This window comes from Empedobacter tilapiae (genome assembly GCF_004785645.1).
Taxonomy (GTDB): Bacteria; Bacteroidota; Bacteroidia; order Flavobacteriales; family Weeksellaceae; genus Empedobacter; species Empedobacter tilapiae.
In genome coordinates this window covers 37,936-55,361 of record NZ_SRPE01000012.1, presented here as the reverse complement: position 1 = coordinate 55,361, position 17,426 = coordinate 37,936, and the positions used below count along the sequence as shown (strand labels likewise).

20 protein-coding genes are annotated in these 17,426 nt (G+C 31.2%); 13 read left to right on the top strand and 7 right to left on the bottom strand.

The window, feature by feature from the left end; genetic code table 11:
• Window positions 1–2,784, bottom strand: a complete 2,784-nt coding sequence (locus tag E4J94_RS15210; RefSeq protein WP_135836646.1) for a 2-oxoglutarate dehydrogenase E1 component — start codon at window positions 2,782–2,784, stop codon at window positions 1–3.
• A gap of 157 nt (window positions 2,785–2,941) precedes the next feature.
• Here E4J94_RS15210 and E4J94_RS15205 point away from each other — a divergent pair, with 157 nt between their 5' ends.
• From E4J94_RS15205 to E4J94_RS15195, 3 genes are all read left to right on the top strand, one after another.
• Entirely contained in the window at window positions 2,942–4,093 is a 1,152-nt protein-coding gene (locus E4J94_RS15205) for a sensor histidine kinase (RefSeq protein ID WP_135836645.1), read from the top strand.
• Window positions 4,094–4,183: 90 nt separating this feature from the next.
• A complete protein-coding gene (locus tag E4J94_RS15200; protein ID WP_135836644.1) occupies window positions 4,184–4,420 on the top strand; it encodes an inorganic diphosphatase in 237 nt (78 codons plus the stop codon).
• Window positions 4,404–4,649: a type II toxin-antitoxin system RelE/ParE family toxin gene (locus tag E4J94_RS15195; protein WP_135836643.1), complete on the top strand. Its 246-nt coding sequence runs from the start codon at window positions 4,404–4,406 to the stop codon at window positions 4,647–4,649. The genes E4J94_RS15200 and E4J94_RS15195 overlap by 17 nt, the downstream gene beginning before the upstream one ends.
• 79 nt (window positions 4,650–4,728) lie before the next feature.
• Here E4J94_RS15195 and E4J94_RS15190 read toward each other — a convergent pair whose 3' ends face one another.
• The 4 genes from E4J94_RS15190 to rsmA are packed head-to-tail and all read right to left on the bottom strand — an operon-like array spanning window position 4,729 to window position 7,761.
• Window positions 4,729–5,136: a hypothetical protein gene (locus E4J94_RS15190; protein ID WP_135836642.1), complete on the bottom strand. Its 408-nt coding sequence runs from the start codon at window positions 5,134–5,136 to the stop codon at window positions 4,729–4,731.
• Between the two features lie 34 nt (window positions 5,137–5,170).
• Window positions 5,171–5,620, bottom strand: coding sequence for a GyrI-like domain-containing protein (locus E4J94_RS15185; protein ID WP_135836641.1), 450 nt, complete (start codon window positions 5,618–5,620; stop codon window positions 5,171–5,173).
• 14 nt (window positions 5,621–5,634) lie between these two features.
• Window positions 5,635–6,990, bottom strand: coding sequence for a magnesium transporter (gene mgtE / locus E4J94_RS15180; protein ID WP_135836640.1), 1,356 nt, complete (start codon window positions 6,988–6,990; stop codon window positions 5,635–5,637).
• A gap of 3 nt (window positions 6,991–6,993) precedes the next feature.
• The gene (gene rsmA / locus E4J94_RS15175; RefSeq protein ID WP_135836639.1) at window positions 6,994–7,761 is read right to left on the bottom strand and encodes a 16S rRNA (adenine(1518)-N(6)/adenine(1519)-N(6))-dimethyltransferase RsmA; all 768 of its coding nucleotides are present in this window, start codon (window positions 7,759–7,761) and stop codon (window positions 6,994–6,996) included.
• 106 nt (window positions 7,762–7,867) lie between these two features.
• Here rsmA and E4J94_RS15170 point away from each other — a divergent pair, with 106 nt between their 5' ends.
• The 4 genes from E4J94_RS15170 to truB are packed head-to-tail and all read left to right on the top strand — an operon-like array spanning window position 7,868 to window position 10,659.
• Complete coding sequence (locus E4J94_RS15170) at window positions 7,868–8,761, top strand: cell division protein FtsX (RefSeq protein WP_135836638.1); 894 nt, start codon at window positions 7,868–7,870, stop codon at window positions 8,759–8,761.
• Window positions 8,761–9,063, top strand: a complete 303-nt coding sequence (locus E4J94_RS15165) for a DUF3098 domain-containing protein (protein ID WP_135836637.1) — start codon at window positions 8,761–8,763, stop codon at window positions 9,061–9,063. Before E4J94_RS15170 ends, E4J94_RS15165 begins: the two co-directional genes overlap by 1 nt.
• Window positions 9,063–9,947, top strand: coding sequence for an undecaprenyl-diphosphate phosphatase (locus tag E4J94_RS15160; RefSeq protein WP_135836636.1), 885 nt, complete (start codon window positions 9,063–9,065; stop codon window positions 9,945–9,947). The genes E4J94_RS15165 and E4J94_RS15160 overlap by 1 nt, the downstream gene beginning before the upstream one ends.
• A 1-nt stretch (window position 9,948) precedes the next feature.
• Window positions 9,949–10,659, top strand: a complete 711-nt coding sequence (gene truB, locus E4J94_RS15155; protein WP_135836635.1) for a tRNA pseudouridine(55) synthase TruB — start codon at window positions 9,949–9,951, stop codon at window positions 10,657–10,659.
• Window positions 10,660–10,697: 38 nt separating this feature from the next.
• On the opposite strand, the gene E4J94_RS15150 is transcribed toward truB, so the two are convergent.
• Together E4J94_RS15150 and E4J94_RS15145 are read right to left on the bottom strand one after the other, a co-directional pair.
• Complete coding sequence (locus E4J94_RS15150) at window positions 10,698–11,360, bottom strand: alpha/beta fold hydrolase (RefSeq protein ID WP_135836634.1); 663 nt, start codon at window positions 11,358–11,360, stop codon at window positions 10,698–10,700.
• A gap of 9 nt (window positions 11,361–11,369) precedes the next feature.
• Window positions 11,370–12,191, bottom strand: a complete 822-nt coding sequence (locus E4J94_RS15145) for an AraC family transcriptional regulator (RefSeq protein ID WP_185145648.1) — start codon at window positions 12,189–12,191, stop codon at window positions 11,370–11,372.
• A gap of 195 nt (window positions 12,192–12,386) precedes the next feature.
• On the opposite strand from E4J94_RS15145, the gene E4J94_RS15140 reads away from it, so the two are divergent.
• The 6 genes from E4J94_RS15140 (at window position 12,387) to bla (ending at window position 17,183) form a co-directional block, all read left to right on the top strand.
• Window positions 12,387–13,898 carry a succinate CoA transferase gene (locus E4J94_RS15140; protein ID WP_135836633.1) on the top strand — a complete coding sequence of 504 codons (1,512 nt, stop codon included), beginning with the start codon at window positions 12,387–12,389 and terminating at the stop codon, window positions 13,896–13,898.
• Window positions 13,899–14,002: 104 nt separating this feature from the next.
• Complete coding sequence (locus tag E4J94_RS15135; protein ID WP_135836632.1) at window positions 14,003–14,281, top strand: hypothetical protein; 279 nt, start codon at window positions 14,003–14,005, stop codon at window positions 14,279–14,281.
• A gap of 6 nt (window positions 14,282–14,287) precedes the next feature.
• Window positions 14,288–14,677, top strand: a complete 390-nt coding sequence (locus E4J94_RS15130; protein WP_135836631.1) for a hypothetical protein — start codon at window positions 14,288–14,290, stop codon at window positions 14,675–14,677.
• Window positions 14,678–14,686: 9 nt separating this feature from the next.
• Entirely contained in the window at window positions 14,687–15,823 is a 1,137-nt protein-coding gene (locus E4J94_RS15125; RefSeq protein ID WP_135836630.1) for a glutathionylspermidine synthase family protein, read from the top strand.
• An 8-nt stretch (window positions 15,824–15,831) separates the two neighbouring features.
• On the top strand, window positions 15,832–16,203 hold the full coding sequence (locus E4J94_RS15120; protein ID WP_135836629.1) for a hypothetical protein: 372 nt from the start codon (window positions 15,832–15,834) through the stop codon (window positions 16,201–16,203).
• Window positions 16,204–16,298: 95 nt separating this feature from the next.
• Entirely contained in the window at window positions 16,299–17,183 is an 885-nt protein-coding gene (gene bla / locus E4J94_RS15115) for a class A beta-lactamase (RefSeq protein WP_135836628.1), read from the top strand.
• Window positions 17,184–17,426: the final 243 nt, after the last annotated feature.

Sequence of the window (17,426 nt, the reverse complement as noted above, 5' to 3'; positions counted from 1 at the left end):
TTAATTGAATACTTTATTAATTACATCTTCGTAAATTGCAGCCCAACGTTTACTTGAACCTGGCGCTGTTGCAGCACTTTCTGCTGGAGAAACTACGTCGAATGGATATTTTCTTAACTTACGTAAGATATACATCCATGAACCCATATTTTCTGGTTCTTCTTGTGCCCAAATCAATTTAGCATTACCAAATTTAGAGATGATAGCATCTACTTTTTCTTCATTTAAAGGATATAATTGCTCTAAACGAATAATTGCAGTTTCTTTATCTCCTAATTCTTGGCGTTTTTTATCTAGATCGTAGTAGATTTTTCCTGAACAGAAAACTACTTTTTTCACTTTTTTCACATCTACTGTAACATCTTCGATGATTTCTTGGAAACCTCCATTTGTAAAATCTGCTAATGATGATACTGCTGATGGATGACGTAATAATGATTTTGGTGACATTACAACCAATGGTTTACGGTAATCTGTTACAACCTGTCTTCTTAATGCGTGGAAGAAGTTAGCTGGAGTTGTGATATTAGCAACAAACATATTGTTACCAGCACACATTTGTAAGAAACGCTCTAAACGTGCTGAAGAGTGCTCAGCTCCTTGCCCTTCGTATCCATGAGGCAATAACATTACTAAACCGTTTTGCAACTTCCATTTATCTTCTGCTGCAGAAATATATTGATCGATTACGATTTGCGCTCCATTCACGAAATCTCCAAATTGAGCTTCCCAAATAGTTAACGCTTTAGGATTTGCCATTGCATATCCATAATCGAAACCTAAAACTGCATATTCAGATAATAATGAGTTGTAGATTCTTAATTGACCTTGCTCTTCATTAATATGGTTTAATAAGATAATTTCTTCTTCTGTGTCTTCAGTTTTTACAACTGCATGACGGTGAGAGAACGTTCCGCGTTCTACATCTTCCCCAGAAACACGCACGTTACGCCCATCTGTTAAGATAGAACCGAAAGCTAAAGCTTCTCCTAATCCCCAGTCGATTTTATCTTCCTCAATCATTTTTCCACGTCCTTCAATTAAACGAGAAACTTTTTTGATTATTTTTTTACCTTCTGGAACTGTAGAAACAGCTTTTGCAATTTCTTTCAATTTTGCTTCGTCGTAAGCAGTATTTGCTTGCTCAAAAACTTTTATATCATCAGCAATTTCAAATCCTTCCCATTCTTCTGGCATAAAAGGGAAAATGTGATTACGTTCAATTTCTTTAGAAGCTTCGAAATTCGTTTCTAATAAAGCTTTAAATTCAGCTTCTTTTTGTTTAACGATTTCTTCTCCAATTACACCTTCTTTTAATAATTTATCCTTGTAAATTTCACGAGGATTTGGGTGTTTAGAGATTAAATTATATAATTTAGGTTGAGTGAATTTTGGTTCATCACCTTCGTTATGTCCATATTTACGGTATCCTAATAAATCGATGAATACATCAGAACCGAATTCTGCACGATAATCTGCTGCGAAACGGAAAGCGTGAACTACAGCCTCTACATCATCAGAATTTACATGCATTACAGGAGACAATGTTACTTTTGCAACATCTGTACAATATGTAGATGTACGTGCATCTAAATAGTTTGTTGTAAATCCGATTTGGTTATTTACCACAACGTGTACTGTACCACCTGTTTTGTATCCGTCTAATCCTGCCATTTGAACAACCTCGTAAACGATTCCTTGTCCAGCTACAGCAGCATCACCATGAATTAAGATTGGAATAATTTTAGAATAATCATCTTTGTAATCTTCCTCAGCTTTTGCACGTGTAATTCCTTCTACAACTGCATCTACAGTTTCTAAGTGAGATGGATTTGGTGCTAAATTGATTAAAATTTCTTTTCCATTCAATGCTTTAATTTGATTAGATGATCCCATGTGATATTTAACATCACCAGCCATTAAATCTGTATCAAAAGCTTTTCCTTCGAATTCAGAAAAGATTTGAGAATATGATTTTCCAAAAATGTTAGCCAAAACATTCAAACGTCCACGGTGAGCCATCCCTACGATAACCTCTTGTACGCCGTGATCTGCAGAACGATTAATCAATGTATCCAAAGCAGGAATCAAAGATTCATTTCCTTCTACTGAGAAACGTTTTTGTCCAACATATTTCGTGTGCATAAAGTTTTCAAAAGCAGTTGCTTCATTCAATTTTTCTAATACACGCTCTTTCTCCTCCTTAGATAATTTTGGTTGATTCAAATTTTGGTTTAACCAATTCTGGATCCAATTAATTCTTTGAGGTTCTCTTACATACATATACTCGATTCCTATAGATTCGCAGTACATGTTTTCTAAGTGTCCAATGATTTCACGTAAAGTGATTGGTCCACCAATACCTAAAATTTCACCAGCATTAAATGTCAAACCTAAATCAGCATCAGTCAAACCAAAGTTTTTGATGTCTAATGAAGGTTCAAAAATTCTACGTGCTCTAACAGGGTTAGTCTTCGTAAACAAATGTCCACGTGTACGGTAAGCATCAATCAAATTGATTACTTTAAACTCTTTTTGTACATTGTCTGGAACTTGATTAGAAACAGCAGGATTTACAACTGCTTGTGGTGTTTGACTACCTCTATTAGATGTTGCTTGCGGTGCAAATAATGGCTCTCCATCATATGTTGCATTTGCAAAGTCATACCCTTGGAAAAAAGCTTTCCAACTTGGTTCAATACTATCCGGATATTGGACGTATTGATCATATAAGTCGCCTATAAACTCTAAATGAGCGGCATTTAAAAACGAAAAACGATCCATAAATTTTACTCTCTATGAGATTTAGCTACAAAAATAAACTATTTAAGGCTTTAAAAAAAATTACTTTCATCATATTTATCTTATCTCGCCATAAAAATATATTATAATCAAATAATCATTACATTTGATATAAATTTAAGAAAGATTTTACATTTAGATGAGAAATTTTCTAACAAAAAAAATAAGTAAACGTTGGATTGGCTTCTTCATAATATTTGTGATTTTCGCCATTACAATATGGTCGAGCAACAAAATTGTACAAGAACTAAAACGTGAAGAACACAAACGTGTAGAGAATTATGCACGATCATTAGAATTGGTTAGCTCATCTGAATTTTTAGATTCTAAAACACAAGATTTTTTGTTCAAATTAATTGAAGATAACAAATCTATTCCTGTTGCACTTGTAGATGAAAAAGGCATTATTGTAGACACTAAAAACATTGATGAATCAATCGTAAAAGATTCGGTTCAATTAAAAAAATATGTCAACAAAATGAAATCATCCGAACAAACAATTGATGTTGAGTTAATCGGAACTAAAAATTATGTTTATTTCAAAAATTCAAAACTTCTCAATCAATTACAATATTATCCGCTCATCATTATTTTACTGATTTTACTGTTTTTTGGATTTTCATATTGGTATTTCAAAACGATTCGTGACACCGAAAAAAGTTATTTATGGGCTGGGATGGCGAAAGAAACTGCTCATCAAATTGGAACACCACTTTCTTCTTTAATGGGTTGGGTCGAATTATTGAAATTGGAAGAAATCGATCAAACTTCGGTCATAGAAATTGAAAAAGATGTAGATCGATTAAAACATATAGCCGAACGTTTCTCGAAAATTGGTTCTACTTCTGAGCTCAAACAAACCGATATCATTTCAACTTCCAAACAAACAGTGGATTATATTTCGCAACGCATTTCAAAAGGAATTGAAGTAAATTTTGCTACCGATGTCGAAGAATTTAATATCAATCTTAACACTTCTTTATACAGTTGGGTAATCGAAAATTTGATGAAAAATGCAGCTGATGCAATGCAAAATAAAGGCGTTTTGGATATCGATATAAAAACGAAAGGTAAATTTGTCGAAATTTCTATTGCTGATACAGGTTCTGGAATTCCGACCAAATTACAGAAAAAGATTTTTCAACCTGGCTTTACAACCAAAAAACGTGGTTGGGGATTGGGGTTATCATTAGCAAAACGAATTATTGAAGATTATCACAAAGGAAAAATATTTGTTGCCAAATCATCCAAAGAAATCGGAACTGAGTTTAAGATTTTATTGAAAAAATAATTAGAAATATCACACAAAATCTTGATTATATAATAAGGTATACTTTTTGTGACTTTATTAGAACGACAACTGTTTTGAAAATTAATAATCATGAATGCAACGACTATTGAACAAGTGAATTCTAAATTGAAACAACTTCCTGAATCACTTTTGGAAGTTGTTGAACATTATATTGATTTTTTGACTTATAAACATAATCAAGAAACTGAATTTCAGTTAATAGAAGAACAAAAAGAAATTTTGGATAATCAAGAAAATTTACCTTTAAGCCAATACCAAAATAATGCGGATTTTTTAGCAGAAGTTAAAAATGAATACGGATTATAAAGTTAGTATTTCTTCTATTGCAAAAGCAAATATTAGAGAAGCAATAACTTATTACAAGGAAAATGCAACACTAAAAGTCGCGCAAAGCTTTTTGAAAGATTATGAAATAAACGTAGAAATGATTAGACAAAATCCTTTTTACAATGTTTATTACAAAAAGTTTAGAGGCAAACCAATAAAGAAGTTTCCATATATTATTTTCTTCACCTTAGATGAGCAACAAAAATAATTCTTATTAAAGCAGTTTTTAATACACATAGAAATTCTACAAAATATCCAAAATAAAAAATGAGCTGAAAGTAAAACTTTCAGCTCATATTATTAATACTATTTTTTTCCCATAAAGTTCTCAAATATGGAGTTACTTTCCAACAATCTTCTAAATTTTCATTATCAAAACAACACCAATAAAATATCGAATATTCATGTATTTTGAAATTTATGGAAAGTATTTTTTGTGTAATTTCTAAATATTTCAAAAAATCACTTTTCTTTTCCTGATCTTCAATCGTTTGAATTATAATTTCCATCAATGCAAATTTACAATCATCATTAATTTCAGAATTGTAATAATTGATATACTTTTCTACATCTGCTGGCTTACCTACAATATATTCCCAATCCTGATAATCATCTAAATCATATATAAGATTTAAACCTTTTGTTAATTCCTCTATTGCTTTATTAGTTACAAATCTCAGATTTGGTTCTTTCATCTCTTTTTAAGTTAGAATCAACAAGTAAATTATACTATTGCTTCACTCCAATATAAATCTCAATTTCGGCATCAGCAGGATTTTGAGCTTTTTCAGTGTACAATTCGTAATCATATTTATACGTACGATTTAGATTTGCATCATCATTCCAAATTTCTGTCCAAGTTTTCCCAACTGCTTCGTGCAATTCTCCTGTGGCAATATATTTTTTGAATATTTGTGGCTCGAATTCTCGACCAACCATACCTTCTGGAATTTCATCTAATGAAGAAACTTCTAAACCAATGATAGTCGTATATTTTCCTTTAAAATCACTTTCATAATCTGTATAAACAGAATAAATATTTGAACTTATTGTATTTGGAATTTTACCGATTACATTCTCATCAAAAAATTGACTCCACAATTTTCCTAAATCTTCAATCGCTTGACTATTATTGTTAGACGTTTGAGTCGCTATTCCTATTATCTTTAACGTGTTCATTTTTATATTTTTTTTTAAAATCCTAAAATAATTTTAGCAATTGAAAAATAAATCAATAACCCAAAGATATCATTACTTGTTGTGATAAATGGACCTGTTGCAATTGCGGGATCAACACCATATTTATGCAGCATGATTGGAATAAATGTCCCTATCAAACTTGCTAAAATCATAACTATTACTAAAGCTAATACAATAGTTGAAGAAATTTCATAACTCGTACTCATCAGAAAATGTGTTGCTAATAGTAAAACCATTGCTAATAATGCACTATTAAGCAATGCTAATAACATTTCTTTTCCTAATCGTTTCCAAATAGAACCTGAGATATTACTATTTGCCAAACCTTGTACAATGATTGCAGAAGATTGCACACCTACATTTCCTGCCATAGCAGCTACAAGTGGGGTAAAAAAGAACAATTGAGGATACAAGTTCATCGCATCGCTAAAACTTTGCGAAACATTAACTGCCACAAAACTACCAACCAAAGCCAATAAAAGCCAAGGTAAGCGAGCACGAGTCAATTTCAAGATATTATCATCAGAATCTACATTTTGGGTAATTCCGGCTGCTAATTGATAGTTTTCCTCGGCTTCTTCACGAATTACATCAATCACATCATCCACGGTAATTACACCTACCAAACGCATTAATTCATCCACAACTGGAACTTCATACAAATCATATTTTTCGATTACTTTCGCAACTTCCATATCTTTTGTATAGGTCTTTACATATTGAATCTTCTCATTGTAAACATCAGCTACTTTTGTCTTAGCAGAAGTTGTCAATAAACGCTTCAAACTTAAAGTTCCAAGTAATTTATCATCTTCATCTACTACATAAATCGAAAAAACTTCTTCAAAATCCTCAGCTTGTTTTCTCATTTGTTTAACAGCAGTAATTACTGACCAATCTTTATTTACCTTAATCAGCTCTTTTCCCATCAAACCACCTGCAGTATCTTCATCATAACGTAAAAGATCTACAATTTCACGAGCATGTTCTTGGTCTTCCAATTGTGCAATTACCTCATCTTTCTTTTCATCAGAAAGTTCATTGATTACATCAACAGCGTCATCAGTATCCATCTCGTTGATGACATCTTCAGCGATTTCTTTAGCTGTAAGTGTTTTCAGAAACTTCCGTCGATCATCCTCTTCTAACTCAAGAAGAATATCTGCAGAAATCTCATTATCAAGCAAATCAATTACAAAAGATTGTTCTTTGGTTGAAAGTTCATCAAACAATTCTGCAATATCAGCGGGGTGCAAATCTTGCAACATCTCCTTAACTTCTTTTGCATTTTGTTCATCAATTCTTTCATTTAATAACTCAATAAAATCTTTTGTAATTTTTATCTCCATAATCTATTTCATTCTTTTCGTTAACTCAATAAAATCTTCGACAGATAATTGTTCTGCGCGCATATTCAAAAAATCGTGATCGTTTAAATCTTCAGGAATACCCAAAGCTTTTAACGAATTACGAAGTGTTTTTCTTCTTTGTCCAAAACCAGCTTTTACCACTTGAAAAAATCGTTTTTGTTCGACTCCTTCAATTTCTGTTCGGTAGCGTTTCATAATAATTACACCCGATTTCACTTTTGGTGGCGGTGTAAAAACATGTTCTGGTACTGTAAATAAATACTCGCAATGATAATAAGCCTGAGCTAATACAGAAAGTATACCATAATCTTTAGTTCCTTTTTTTGATGCAATACGTTCTGCAACTTCTTTCTGAAACATTCCACAAACTTCGGGAACGGTGTAACGCTCTTCTAAAGCTTTAAAAATAATTTGCGAAGATATATTATACGGAAAATTTCCTAAAATAGCAATTTGTTCATCAAACTTTGATGAAAAGTCCATTTTTAAGAAATCTTCGGAATGAATTTTGAATCCTGGATAAAATGGTTGATAATATTCTTTTAAATATTCGACTGATTCTGTATCAATCTCCACAACCTCTATATTTTTCTTTGCTTGTAAAATATATTTTGTCAACACGCCCATTCCTGGACCAATTTCTAAGACACGATCATAGCCTTCCCAAGTTAAACCTTCGGCGATGTCTCGTGCAATATTTTCGTCATTCAAAAAATGCTGACCTAAATGTTTTTTAGCTTTTACTTTCAAAAATTCTAAATTTTAAGTTTTCTTTAACCAACTTACCGTAGAATATATACGGAATATCTTTCTTGCGAAATAAGTTTTTTTTATCTTAGCCCCAAAATTAACCCAAATGTCAAAAACGAACGATAAATTTGAGAAAAAAAGACTGCGATCTTCAAACATCACTGTTGTGATTAGTATTTCGCTTGTTTTATTTCTATTAGGTATTTTCGGCTTAATTGTCATTAATGCACAAAGTTACGCAGAACATCTAAAAAGAGAGTTAAAAATCGAGGCATATTTTAAAGATGTCGAAGATCCAAAATTAAAAGATAAGGAGCTTGATTTACAGAAATCTTATATCGATTCGTTGAAAGTGAAGTATCCTTTTGTTGAAGCTACACAGTATATCAGCAAAGAGGATGCAGCTAAAATTGCGAAAAAAGATTTGGGTACAGATGGTAGCGATTTCTTCGAAGAAAGTATTTTCCCTGCATCAGTTCAAATTACATTGAATCCTGCATTAATACAATCTGTTGAACAAATTGATTCTATTAATAAGGTATTGGCTAAAAATCCGATTGTAGACGAAGTAAAAAGTGACAAAGAAGCGATGGTAACGATTTACCACAGCATCAATAAAATTACATTCTGGATTATGATTTTTGCTGTTATCTTCTTGGTAATCGTTGTCGTATTAATCAACAACTCTATTCGTCTGAAAATTTATGCAAAACGTTTCAGTATCAAAACTATGCAATTAGTTGGAGCGCGTAGACGTTTCATTGTAAAACCTTTCTTGATAGAAGCTGCGCTTTTAGGTTTCTTGGCAGCATTTATTGCAGCTGTAGGATTAGGTTTCTTATGGTACATTTTAGCAACAAAAGTTGGTTTAGTACTTTGGAACCCAAGCTTCACTCCTCTTATTATTATCTTAATTGGGATTGGAGTTGTTATTGCCGTATTCAGTACATTATTTGCGGCATGGCGTTATTTAAGATTAAAAACTGATCAACTTTATTAATGAAAACAAATTCTATCGATACAACAAAAAAATCAGCATCTACAAATGATGCTGGTTTTACTTTTTTATTTGGAAAAAGAAATTACATTTTCATGGCAATTGGTGTTGCACTAATTGGTCTTGGATTTTTATTGATGACAGGACATGATGCAAACACAAGACCAGATGGAACATGGGATGCAAATTATTGGAACGACGAAATCTATTCTTTTCGTAGAATTAGATTAGCGCCATTTTTAGTTGTCGTTGGTTTCATTGTAGAGATTTATGCCATTTTAATCAATCCGAATAAAGAAAAATAATGAATACTTTACAAGCAATTATAATTGCTATTATAGAAGGCCTTACCGAATATTTACCAATTTCTTCTACAGCACATATGGGGTTCACAGCAGCTTTGATGGGAATGCCAGAAAGTGAATTCTTAAAAATGTTTCAAGTTTCGATACAATTTGGAGCAATTTTATCAATAGTAGTTTTATATTGGAAAAAATTCTTTGACTTCAAAAATTTCAATTTCAATTTTTATATCAAATTAGCTTGTGCTGTTGTTCCTGCACTTATTTTAGGAAAATTATTTGATGATAAAATCGAAGCTGTTTTAGGAAATCAAGTTGCTATTTCTGGAATGTTAGTTTTCGGAGGAATCATTTTATTATTTGTAGATAAATGGTTCAAAAATCCTAAAATTAATGATGAAAAAGACATTACATTAAAACAAGCAATTATTATTGGTTTTTGGCAATGTTTGGCGATGATGCCAGGAACTTCTCGTTCTGCCGCTTCTATTATTGGTGGTATGACGCAAGGTTTATCGCGTAAAGCAGCTGCAGAATTTTCATTCTTTTTAGCGGTTCCGACAATGTTAGCGGTTACAGTTTATTCTGTTTTTGTGAAAACTTGGGGAGAAGATACTGCAACACCTATGAAAGGTTACGAAATGATTTTGCAAGATCAAAACCATATTATGTTATTCGTAATTGGAAATGTTGTCGCATTTATTGTGGCGTTAATTGCTGTAAAAACATTTATCGCAGTTTTAACAAAATACGGTTTCAAATTTTGGGGTTGGTACAGAATTATCATCGGTATTATTTTACTGATTTATTTCTCATACAATTCTCCAACACAAGCAGAAAAAGATAATGCCGCTTCAGTAGAAACTACAATGATTCAGCACAAATAAGATGAATGTAGAAAAAATACAAGAAGGTCACGTTTTTTTGATTGATAAACCTCTTGATTGGACATCTTTTGATGTTGTGAACAAGATTCGTTGGAACATTAGAAAAGCATATAATTTAAAGAAAATAAAAGTCGGTCATGCTGGTACTTTAGATCCAAAAGCAACTGGACTTTTATTGGTTTGTACAGGGAAATGGACAAAACGAATTGATGAATTTCAGGCGCAAGAAAAAACATATACTGGTACAATCAAATTAGGTGTTACAACACCAACGTATGATTTGGAATCGGAAGAATATCAAACTTTTCCTACTGAACATATCACAGAAGGAATCATTCACGAAGCGACGAAACAATTTATAGGAGAGATTGAACAATTTCCACCAATGCATTCAGCTGTAAAAGTGGATGGAAAACGTTTGTATGAATTAGCTCGAGAAGGTCAAGAAATAGAACGTAAAGCACGTAAAATCACGATTCACGATTTTAAAATCACGAAGATAAATTTACCTTTTGTAGATTTTGAAGTGAATTGCAGTAAAGGAACCTATATTCGTTCTTTAGCTTTTGATTTTGGAAAAGCAATAAATTCAGGTGGATATTTAACAGCACTTCGTCGTACAAAAATTGGCGAATTTGATGTCATGAATGCTGAAAATTTCGCTTTAGAAAAAAGTTATTTTGAAGAAGAAAATACAACAGAAGAATTATAAACTAAAAAAGCTTGAACAAATGTTCAAGCTTTTTTAGTTTATAAAGTAATTAATACTTTATTTATTTCTTCACTCACTAATTTTGGTTTTTGCATTACCATAATGTGCGTTCCGCCTTCTATTTGTATTGCATCTTTAATATATTCTATTGGAAAAACAATATCTTTCGTACCATGAATATGCGTAATATTATCTTCGTGATAAGCCATAGAATGTTCCCAATTTACAATCTTATGAATCGACCAACGTAAATATTCTTCATTTCGAAACTCAAAAATATCATCAATATTATCTTTCTCTCGACCAGTATAATATAATTTACGCATCATCATATACGAAAATGTTCGGTCTGAAGTTAAAAAACTCATCGGAATTATTTTGTGAGCATTAATAGAAGCCGAAAATCGAAATAACTTTGGAAGCTCTGCCCTATTCTTTACCGTAGAAATCAAAAATGTATGTTTCGGATTTATAAAACGATTCATTTCCTGCACAATTATTCCACCAAAAGATAATCCCATCAAAAGAAAATCTTCTGTGGGATTTATTTTATCTAATAATCTTTCGGCATAATGAGCCAAAGTTTCATCTTTCTCTGGATCTAACCAAGGAATATAAACTTGCTCAAAATCTTGTTCCAAGCGTAGATTTCGAAAAGCATTTGCATTTGCACCTAATCCACTTACTTGATAAATTTTCATACCTTAAATTTATAATATATCTTTTTTCTTTGAGTAATCTGTTGGGCGAACACCGATTACTTTTTGGAATGTATTACTAAATGTTGGTAAACTATTATAACCAACCATTGTCGAAATTTCACTGATTGAATACGTATTATCAATTAACAATTGTAATGCACGTAACATTCTTAAAATTGTAAAATATTGAACGAATGTCATATTTAAATCTTTTTGAAATAATCGTGATAATGATCGTTCTGAAAATCCAAACTCAGCTGTAATTTTCTTCATTGTTATTGAAGTATCCATATTATCATCTAAGAATTGAACAATTTTTTTCAAACGTTCATCATGTGGAAGTGGTAAAGCTAATCGCAAACTACTTTTACTTACTTTAGGTAATATTTCTTTGAAAGCTTGTGCTATAATATACTCGCTTCTATTCTCTGGTATAATATCTCCTTTCCATTGATTAGAAAATAACAAAAGTTCTAATAGTAAACCATCTGCAGGATAAATACCTACCTTTTTATAAAATGAATTATCACTCTCATTGATAGGAAAATATAAATTCCTCATTACGACCTCTGGTGTATTTGGGTGTATACTATGTTCCACATTTGGAGGTATCCACATATAATGTCTTGCTGGTAAATAAAAGGTATCTTTTCCTATTTTGACATAAACAATTCCTCCTTCACAATAAAGAAATTGTGCTTTATTATGTTTATGTTCTATTACGTATGCTTCCGAAATTTCCTTGTGATAACAGAAAATTGATGTAGGTAATTTATCTATTTCGGTTAAGTAGTATCGTGTTTCGAACTTATTATCCAAATGTATATTCATAGTTTCTTTAATCTGCGAACTAATATAATAATTAATTTGATATATTGTATTATATACACAAATAAAAGTGTCTGGAATAAATAATTATTTGACTATTTTTAATATTAACTTTTTATTAAATAATCCAATATTTGTAATTCCCTCTAATTAGAAGGGTACAATTATTGAAAAGTATTAGAAAGTAAAAGTTGCATTATGTTGGAAAGAATAAAATTAACTGACTTACAGTCAAAAGTAATGACAGCAGAAGAATCTGCTAAATTTTTTGAAGATGGAATGACTGTAGGTTCTAGTGGTTTTACAAGAGGAGGCGATACAAAAGTTGTATTAAAAGCTGTTGCGGAGCGTGCCAAATCTGAAAATTTAAAAATCACTTTAGTCACAGGAGCTTCATTAGGACATGGTACAGACGCTGCTTTAGTAGAGAGCGGAGCTTTAAAAAAACGTTTACCATTCCAAGTTGACACTGTAATGCGTAAAAATATAAATGCAGGTAATATATTATTTATCGATCAGCATTTAGGAGAAACAGCTGAACATATTTTAGATGGACAATTTAAAATTAATTTAGGTGTTTTAGAAGTTGCTGAAATTTTAGAAGATGGTTCTTTAGTACCTACTACTTCTATTGGTAATAATGCAGAAATTGCTGCAAATGCAGACAAATTAATCATTGAGATTAATACATCTATTCCTACAAATATCAAAGGGATACACGATATTTATAGTGTAGAAGAATACGGGAAACGAACTCCAATTAACATCACTTCTTGTGATACAAAAATTGGAACAGAAACAATAAAAGTAGATCCTTCTAAAATTGTTGGAATTGTTTTTCACGATATTCAAGATGCTCCTGGAGACATTCAACCAGCTGATGAAGCGACAGCTGCAATTGCAGAAAACATTGTAAAATTCTTCGAGAAAGAAGTTGAAGAAGGTCGTCTTACAAAATCATTAATGCCATTACAATGTGGTATTGGTAAAGTTGCTAACGCAGTTTTAGGTGGTTTAGAGCATTCTGATTTCGAAAATTTAGTGATGTATTCAGAAGTTTTACAAGACTCTACATTTGACTTAATCGATTCTGGAAAAATGAAATTTGCTTCGGCATCTTCTATGACAGTTTCACAAGAATGTTATGATCGTGTAATCGGAAATATCGAAAGTTATAAAGGAAAAATTCTTTTACGTCCGCAATCTATTTCTAACTCTGCCGAAGTTATTCGTCGTTTAGGAATTATTGGAATCAATACATCTTTAGAGTGTGATATTTATGGAAACGTAAACTCAACTCACGTTTCTGGTACACACATGATGAACGGTATTGGAGGTTCTGGAGATTTTGCTCGTAATGCATTTATCTCAATCTTCGTTACAGCTTCTATCGCAAAAGGTGGTAATATTTCTTCTATCGTTCCTATGGTTTCTCACACAGATCATACAGAACATGATGTAGATATTATTGTAACTGAGCAAGGTTTAGCTGATTTGAGAGGTTTAGCACCACGCGAAAGAGCCATCGAAATTATCAATAATTGTGTTCATCCAGATTATAAAGCAGAATTATTATCTTATTTCGAAAGAGCTTGTGCCGAAAGAGGTGGTCAAACGCCACATATCTTAGAAGAAGCGTTCTCTTGGCACACAAGATTGAAACAAACAGGTTCTATGAAAAAAGAAGAATTATTAGTTTTGAATCATTAGAATAATAAATAATAAAACTATACTTTTTTAAAAAGCATAATTCAGAATTTCTGAATTGTGCTTTTTTTGTGAAATAATGTAACTTTGTTAGAAGTCTAAGAAACATGAAAAAAATACTTTTAATAACACTACCATTGACAACTTTTTTTGCGTGTCAATCTAATCAAAACGAAAATCAGAATTTAGAACAAATTGATAAAAAATCTGCTCGTGAAGTTGTTTTAACAACCGAAACAAAAGGCGATTCAGTTTTACATATTACCAAACAAAAAATTTGGGCAAACGATTTGATGATTGCAGAAAAAGTAGATACGTTGATTACGCACAAACAATATACACCTACCGATTCTACCAAAATTCCTATTTACGTAACTATTCAATAATCTATCATGAATAAAAGAGAAAAAAGAGCAAGTAAAGTAGTGACTTTAGTGTTAATTTCTTCGGTTCTTAGTTCGTGTATGAATCGTGAAGAAGCGCCCATTACAAATAATGCGCAAAAGGTATATATGCGTGCAGATTCTACTGCGCCTTACACAGATGTTACGTCAAATTATTCCTCGAATTCTAGTAGTTCGCATCATGGCGGAATGGGAAGTTCGTTACTTTGGTTTATGGCTTTTCGTAGCTTAACTGGTGGCGGAATGGGCTATGCAAGTCAAGGTTTGCATCAACAATCTAATGTCGGAACAAACGCAGCAAAAGCGCAAGCGTATAAAAGTCAAACTGTTCGCGGTGGATTCGGAAAATCTGCTTCTTCTCGTTCAGTTTCATCTTAAACTAATTTTATGCAATTAAAAAGAATAAAAGCGGACGAAAACTGGCAAGAAAGGTTAGAAAATATCGGCTTTGGCTATCATACAGACGAAAATAAACAAACCTATTGGGTAGAAGATTATTATTATTCAATTTCAGAAAAAGAAGCAGATAAAATCTTTGAAGCGACAAACGAATTGTGGGAAATGTGCTTGAATGCTGTGGAACATGTGATTCAAAATAATCGTTTGGACGAATTTAAAATTCCAAAATTTATTCAACCTTATTTGATTGATACATGGGAAAATGATGCGCCAAGTATTTATGGACGTTTTGATTTTGCTTATGATAATGATCAATTAAAAATGTTAGAATTCAATGCTGATACGCCAACTTCGTTGTTCGAATGTGGTGTTGTACAATGGCTTTGGATGGAAAATTATTTTGGAGAAACGAAAGATCAATTCAATTCTGTTCACGATAAATTAATTGAAACATGGAAAATGTTAAAACCTTATTTGAAAGGTGAAACCTTGCATTTTTCTTGTGTGAGAGAATCGTTAGAAGATTTGACAAATATCGAATATATCAGAGATTGCGCAATACAAGCCGGAATTAATACCAAATTAATTTACGTCGACGAAATCGGTTGGAATAATGTCAATTTTGTTGATTTAGAAGAAGAACCAATTACAGATATTTTCAAGCTTTATCCGTTGGAATGGATGGTGAACGAGTTGTTTGCCTACAACATCAAAAATGATGAAATCAACGCAAATTGGATAGAACCAGCTTGGAAAATGATCCTTTCAAACAAAGCTATTTTGCCAATTTTGTGGGAATTATATCCAAATCATCCGCTGTTGTTAGAAGCTTATACAGATTCACCAAAAGAGATGAAAAATTATGTCAAAAAACCATTGTTATCGCGTGAAGGAGCAAATGTAGAAGTTGTAAAAAACGGAACTATTTCTGAACAAACTTCTGGCGAATATGGCGAAGAAGGTTTTATTTATCAAGCATTGGCTAATTTACATCACGAAGAAACGGGTTATACCATTATCGGAAGTTGGATTATTGGACAAGAATCGTGTGGAATTACATTCCGCGAAAGTGACCAATTTATTACAACTGATAAAAGTCGTTTTGTTCCGCATGTTATTGAGTAATTTAAATTATGAATAATTTAAAAGATTTTATGATTGATGTATCAATCAAATTATTAGAAACAGAATATTCTAAATCTAGTATTATAAAATACCTTGAAAATATTTCTATTCTTAATATTGAATATACCTCAAATGGATGTTACATTAATCTAAATCATAAAAATTCTAATTTAGAAATGGAATCATTTAATAAAAATATAAGTCAAGATGAATTATTATTCGATGCCTTAGAATTAATCAATAAAGATAAAAATTTACTTTGTGAAATAAGTACTTCAATTATCCATAACAAAATTATATATATTGAAATATGGAATAAATTAGGGCATGAAATTTCAGAAATTCCCGAAAATTATACTCTAAACAAAAAGTGGCAGTAATATATCAAAAAGTCTAATTCCTCTCCGAATTAGACTTTTTTAGTTTGATCAAATTTAAATAATTAACTAATTTGGTCAAAATATTAATCACAACTATGAATAAACTGATTTTTTCTTTCCTATTTATCCTTTTAGGTTTTTGTTTAAATGCTCAATCCATTGAAAGTTTAAGAACAGAAATCAATCAAATTATTTCTTCAAAAAATTTAACAGCAGGTATTTCATTAAAAAATCTTAAAAATAAAGACACCTTAAGTATCAACGGAAACCAAATGATGCCAATGATGAGTGTGTTTAAATTTCATATTGCATTGGCTGTTTTACATGAAGTTGATCAAAATAAATTACAACTTAATCAACAATTTTTTATAAAAAAAGAAGATTTATTACCTAATACTTGGAGTCCAATTCTTGAAGATAATCCAGAAGGAAATATGTATCTAACACTTGACCAACTTTTAAGATATACAGTTTCTCATAGCGATAATAATGGTTGTGATATACTTTTAAAGATTATTGGCGGAACTAAAACTGTTCAAAATTTTATTAATAATCAAGGAATTAAAGATTTTGTTATAAAAGTAAATGAGAAAGAAATGCAGACTTGGGATAATTTATATCTCAATACAACTTCCGCAAATGCTACCACAAAATTACTTGAGAAATTTTATTCGAATAAAGTACTCAAAAAAACTTCTACAACCTATTTATATCAACTTATGGTAGAAACATCCAGAGGTTTAACTTGGATGAAAGCTGGGTTACCTACAAACACAGAGTTAGCTCACAGAACAGGAATTAGTGATACAAATAACCAAAATCTAAGAGTTGCGATGAATGATATTGGAATAATAAAACCTATTAATCATCAACCAATTATTTTATCTATTTATTTGAAAAATATAACAGAAGAAAGAACTGAAACTGAAAAAGTAATTGCTGATATTACAAAAGCTGTTTGGAATTATTACAACAAATAATAATTTCATTCACAACACTAAAAGTCTAATTCTACTTCGAATTAGACTTTTTTAGTTTAAACAAAATCAAATAATTACCTTAAAAATTGTAAATAGTTTAAAATTTGATAGGTTTCATCATATTTTATTTATAAATTATAAAAAGATTTTGTTAAAATGTTTTATAAATTAAATGTTTAAGAAATAAAACGTTAGACAAGTTTCAGTAAATCAAAACCAACTAAATAAAAACTAAAAAGTAGA

What these genes read in the sequence shown, in the direction of transcription:
- E4J94_RS15210 (WP_135836646.1), bottom strand. Translation starts at nt 2,784, where the DNA reads ATGGATCGTTTTTCGTTTTTAAATGCCGCTCATTTAGAGTTTATAGGC.
- E4J94_RS15205 (WP_135836645.1), top strand. Translation starts at nt 2,942, where the DNA reads ATGAGAAATTTTCTAACAAAAAAAATAAGTAAACGTTGGATTGGCTTC.
- E4J94_RS15200 (WP_135836644.1), top strand. Translation starts at nt 4,184, where the DNA reads ATGAATGCAACGACTATTGAACAAGTGAATTCTAAATTGAAACAACTT.
- E4J94_RS15195 (WP_135836643.1), top strand. Translation starts at nt 4,404, where the DNA reads ATGAATACGGATTATAAAGTTAGTATTTCTTCTATTGCAAAAGCAAAT.
- E4J94_RS15190 (WP_135836642.1), bottom strand. Translation starts at nt 5,136, where the DNA reads ATGAAAGAACCAAATCTGAGATTTGTAACTAATAAAGCAATAGAGGAA.
- E4J94_RS15185 (WP_135836641.1), bottom strand. Translation starts at nt 5,620, where the DNA reads ATGAACACGTTAAAGATAATAGGAATAGCGACTCAAACGTCTAACAAT.
- mgtE (WP_135836640.1), bottom strand. Translation starts at nt 6,990, where the DNA reads ATGGAGATAAAAATTACAAAAGATTTTATTGAGTTATTAAATGAAAGA.
- E4J94_RS15170 (WP_135836638.1), top strand. Translation starts at nt 7,868, where the DNA reads ATGTCAAAAACGAACGATAAATTTGAGAAAAAAAGACTGCGATCTTCA.
- E4J94_RS15165 (WP_135836637.1), top strand. Translation starts at nt 8,761, where the DNA reads ATGAAAACAAATTCTATCGATACAACAAAAAAATCAGCATCTACAAAT.
- E4J94_RS15160 (WP_135836636.1), top strand. Translation starts at nt 9,063, where the DNA reads ATGAATACTTTACAAGCAATTATAATTGCTATTATAGAAGGCCTTACC.
- truB (WP_135836635.1), top strand. Translation starts at nt 9,949, where the DNA reads ATGAATGTAGAAAAAATACAAGAAGGTCACGTTTTTTTGATTGATAAA.
- E4J94_RS15150 (WP_135836634.1), bottom strand. Translation starts at nt 11,360, where the DNA reads ATGAAAATTTATCAAGTAAGTGGATTAGGTGCAAATGCAAATGCTTTT.
- E4J94_RS15145 (WP_185145648.1), bottom strand. Translation starts at nt 12,191, where the DNA reads ATGAATATACATTTGGATAATAAGTTCGAAACACGATACTACTTAACC.
- E4J94_RS15140 (WP_135836633.1), top strand. Translation starts at nt 12,387, where the DNA reads ATGTTGGAAAGAATAAAATTAACTGACTTACAGTCAAAAGTAATGACA.
- E4J94_RS15135 (WP_135836632.1), top strand. Translation starts at nt 14,003, where the DNA reads ATGAAAAAAATACTTTTAATAACACTACCATTGACAACTTTTTTTGCG.
- E4J94_RS15130 (WP_135836631.1), top strand. Translation starts at nt 14,288, where the DNA reads ATGAATAAAAGAGAAAAAAGAGCAAGTAAAGTAGTGACTTTAGTGTTA.
- E4J94_RS15125 (WP_135836630.1), top strand. Translation starts at nt 14,687, where the DNA reads ATGCAATTAAAAAGAATAAAAGCGGACGAAAACTGGCAAGAAAGGTTA.
- E4J94_RS15120 (WP_135836629.1), top strand. Translation starts at nt 15,832, where the DNA reads ATGAATAATTTAAAAGATTTTATGATTGATGTATCAATCAAATTATTA.
- bla (WP_135836628.1), top strand. Translation starts at nt 16,299, where the DNA reads ATGAATAAACTGATTTTTTCTTTCCTATTTATCCTTTTAGGTTTTTGT.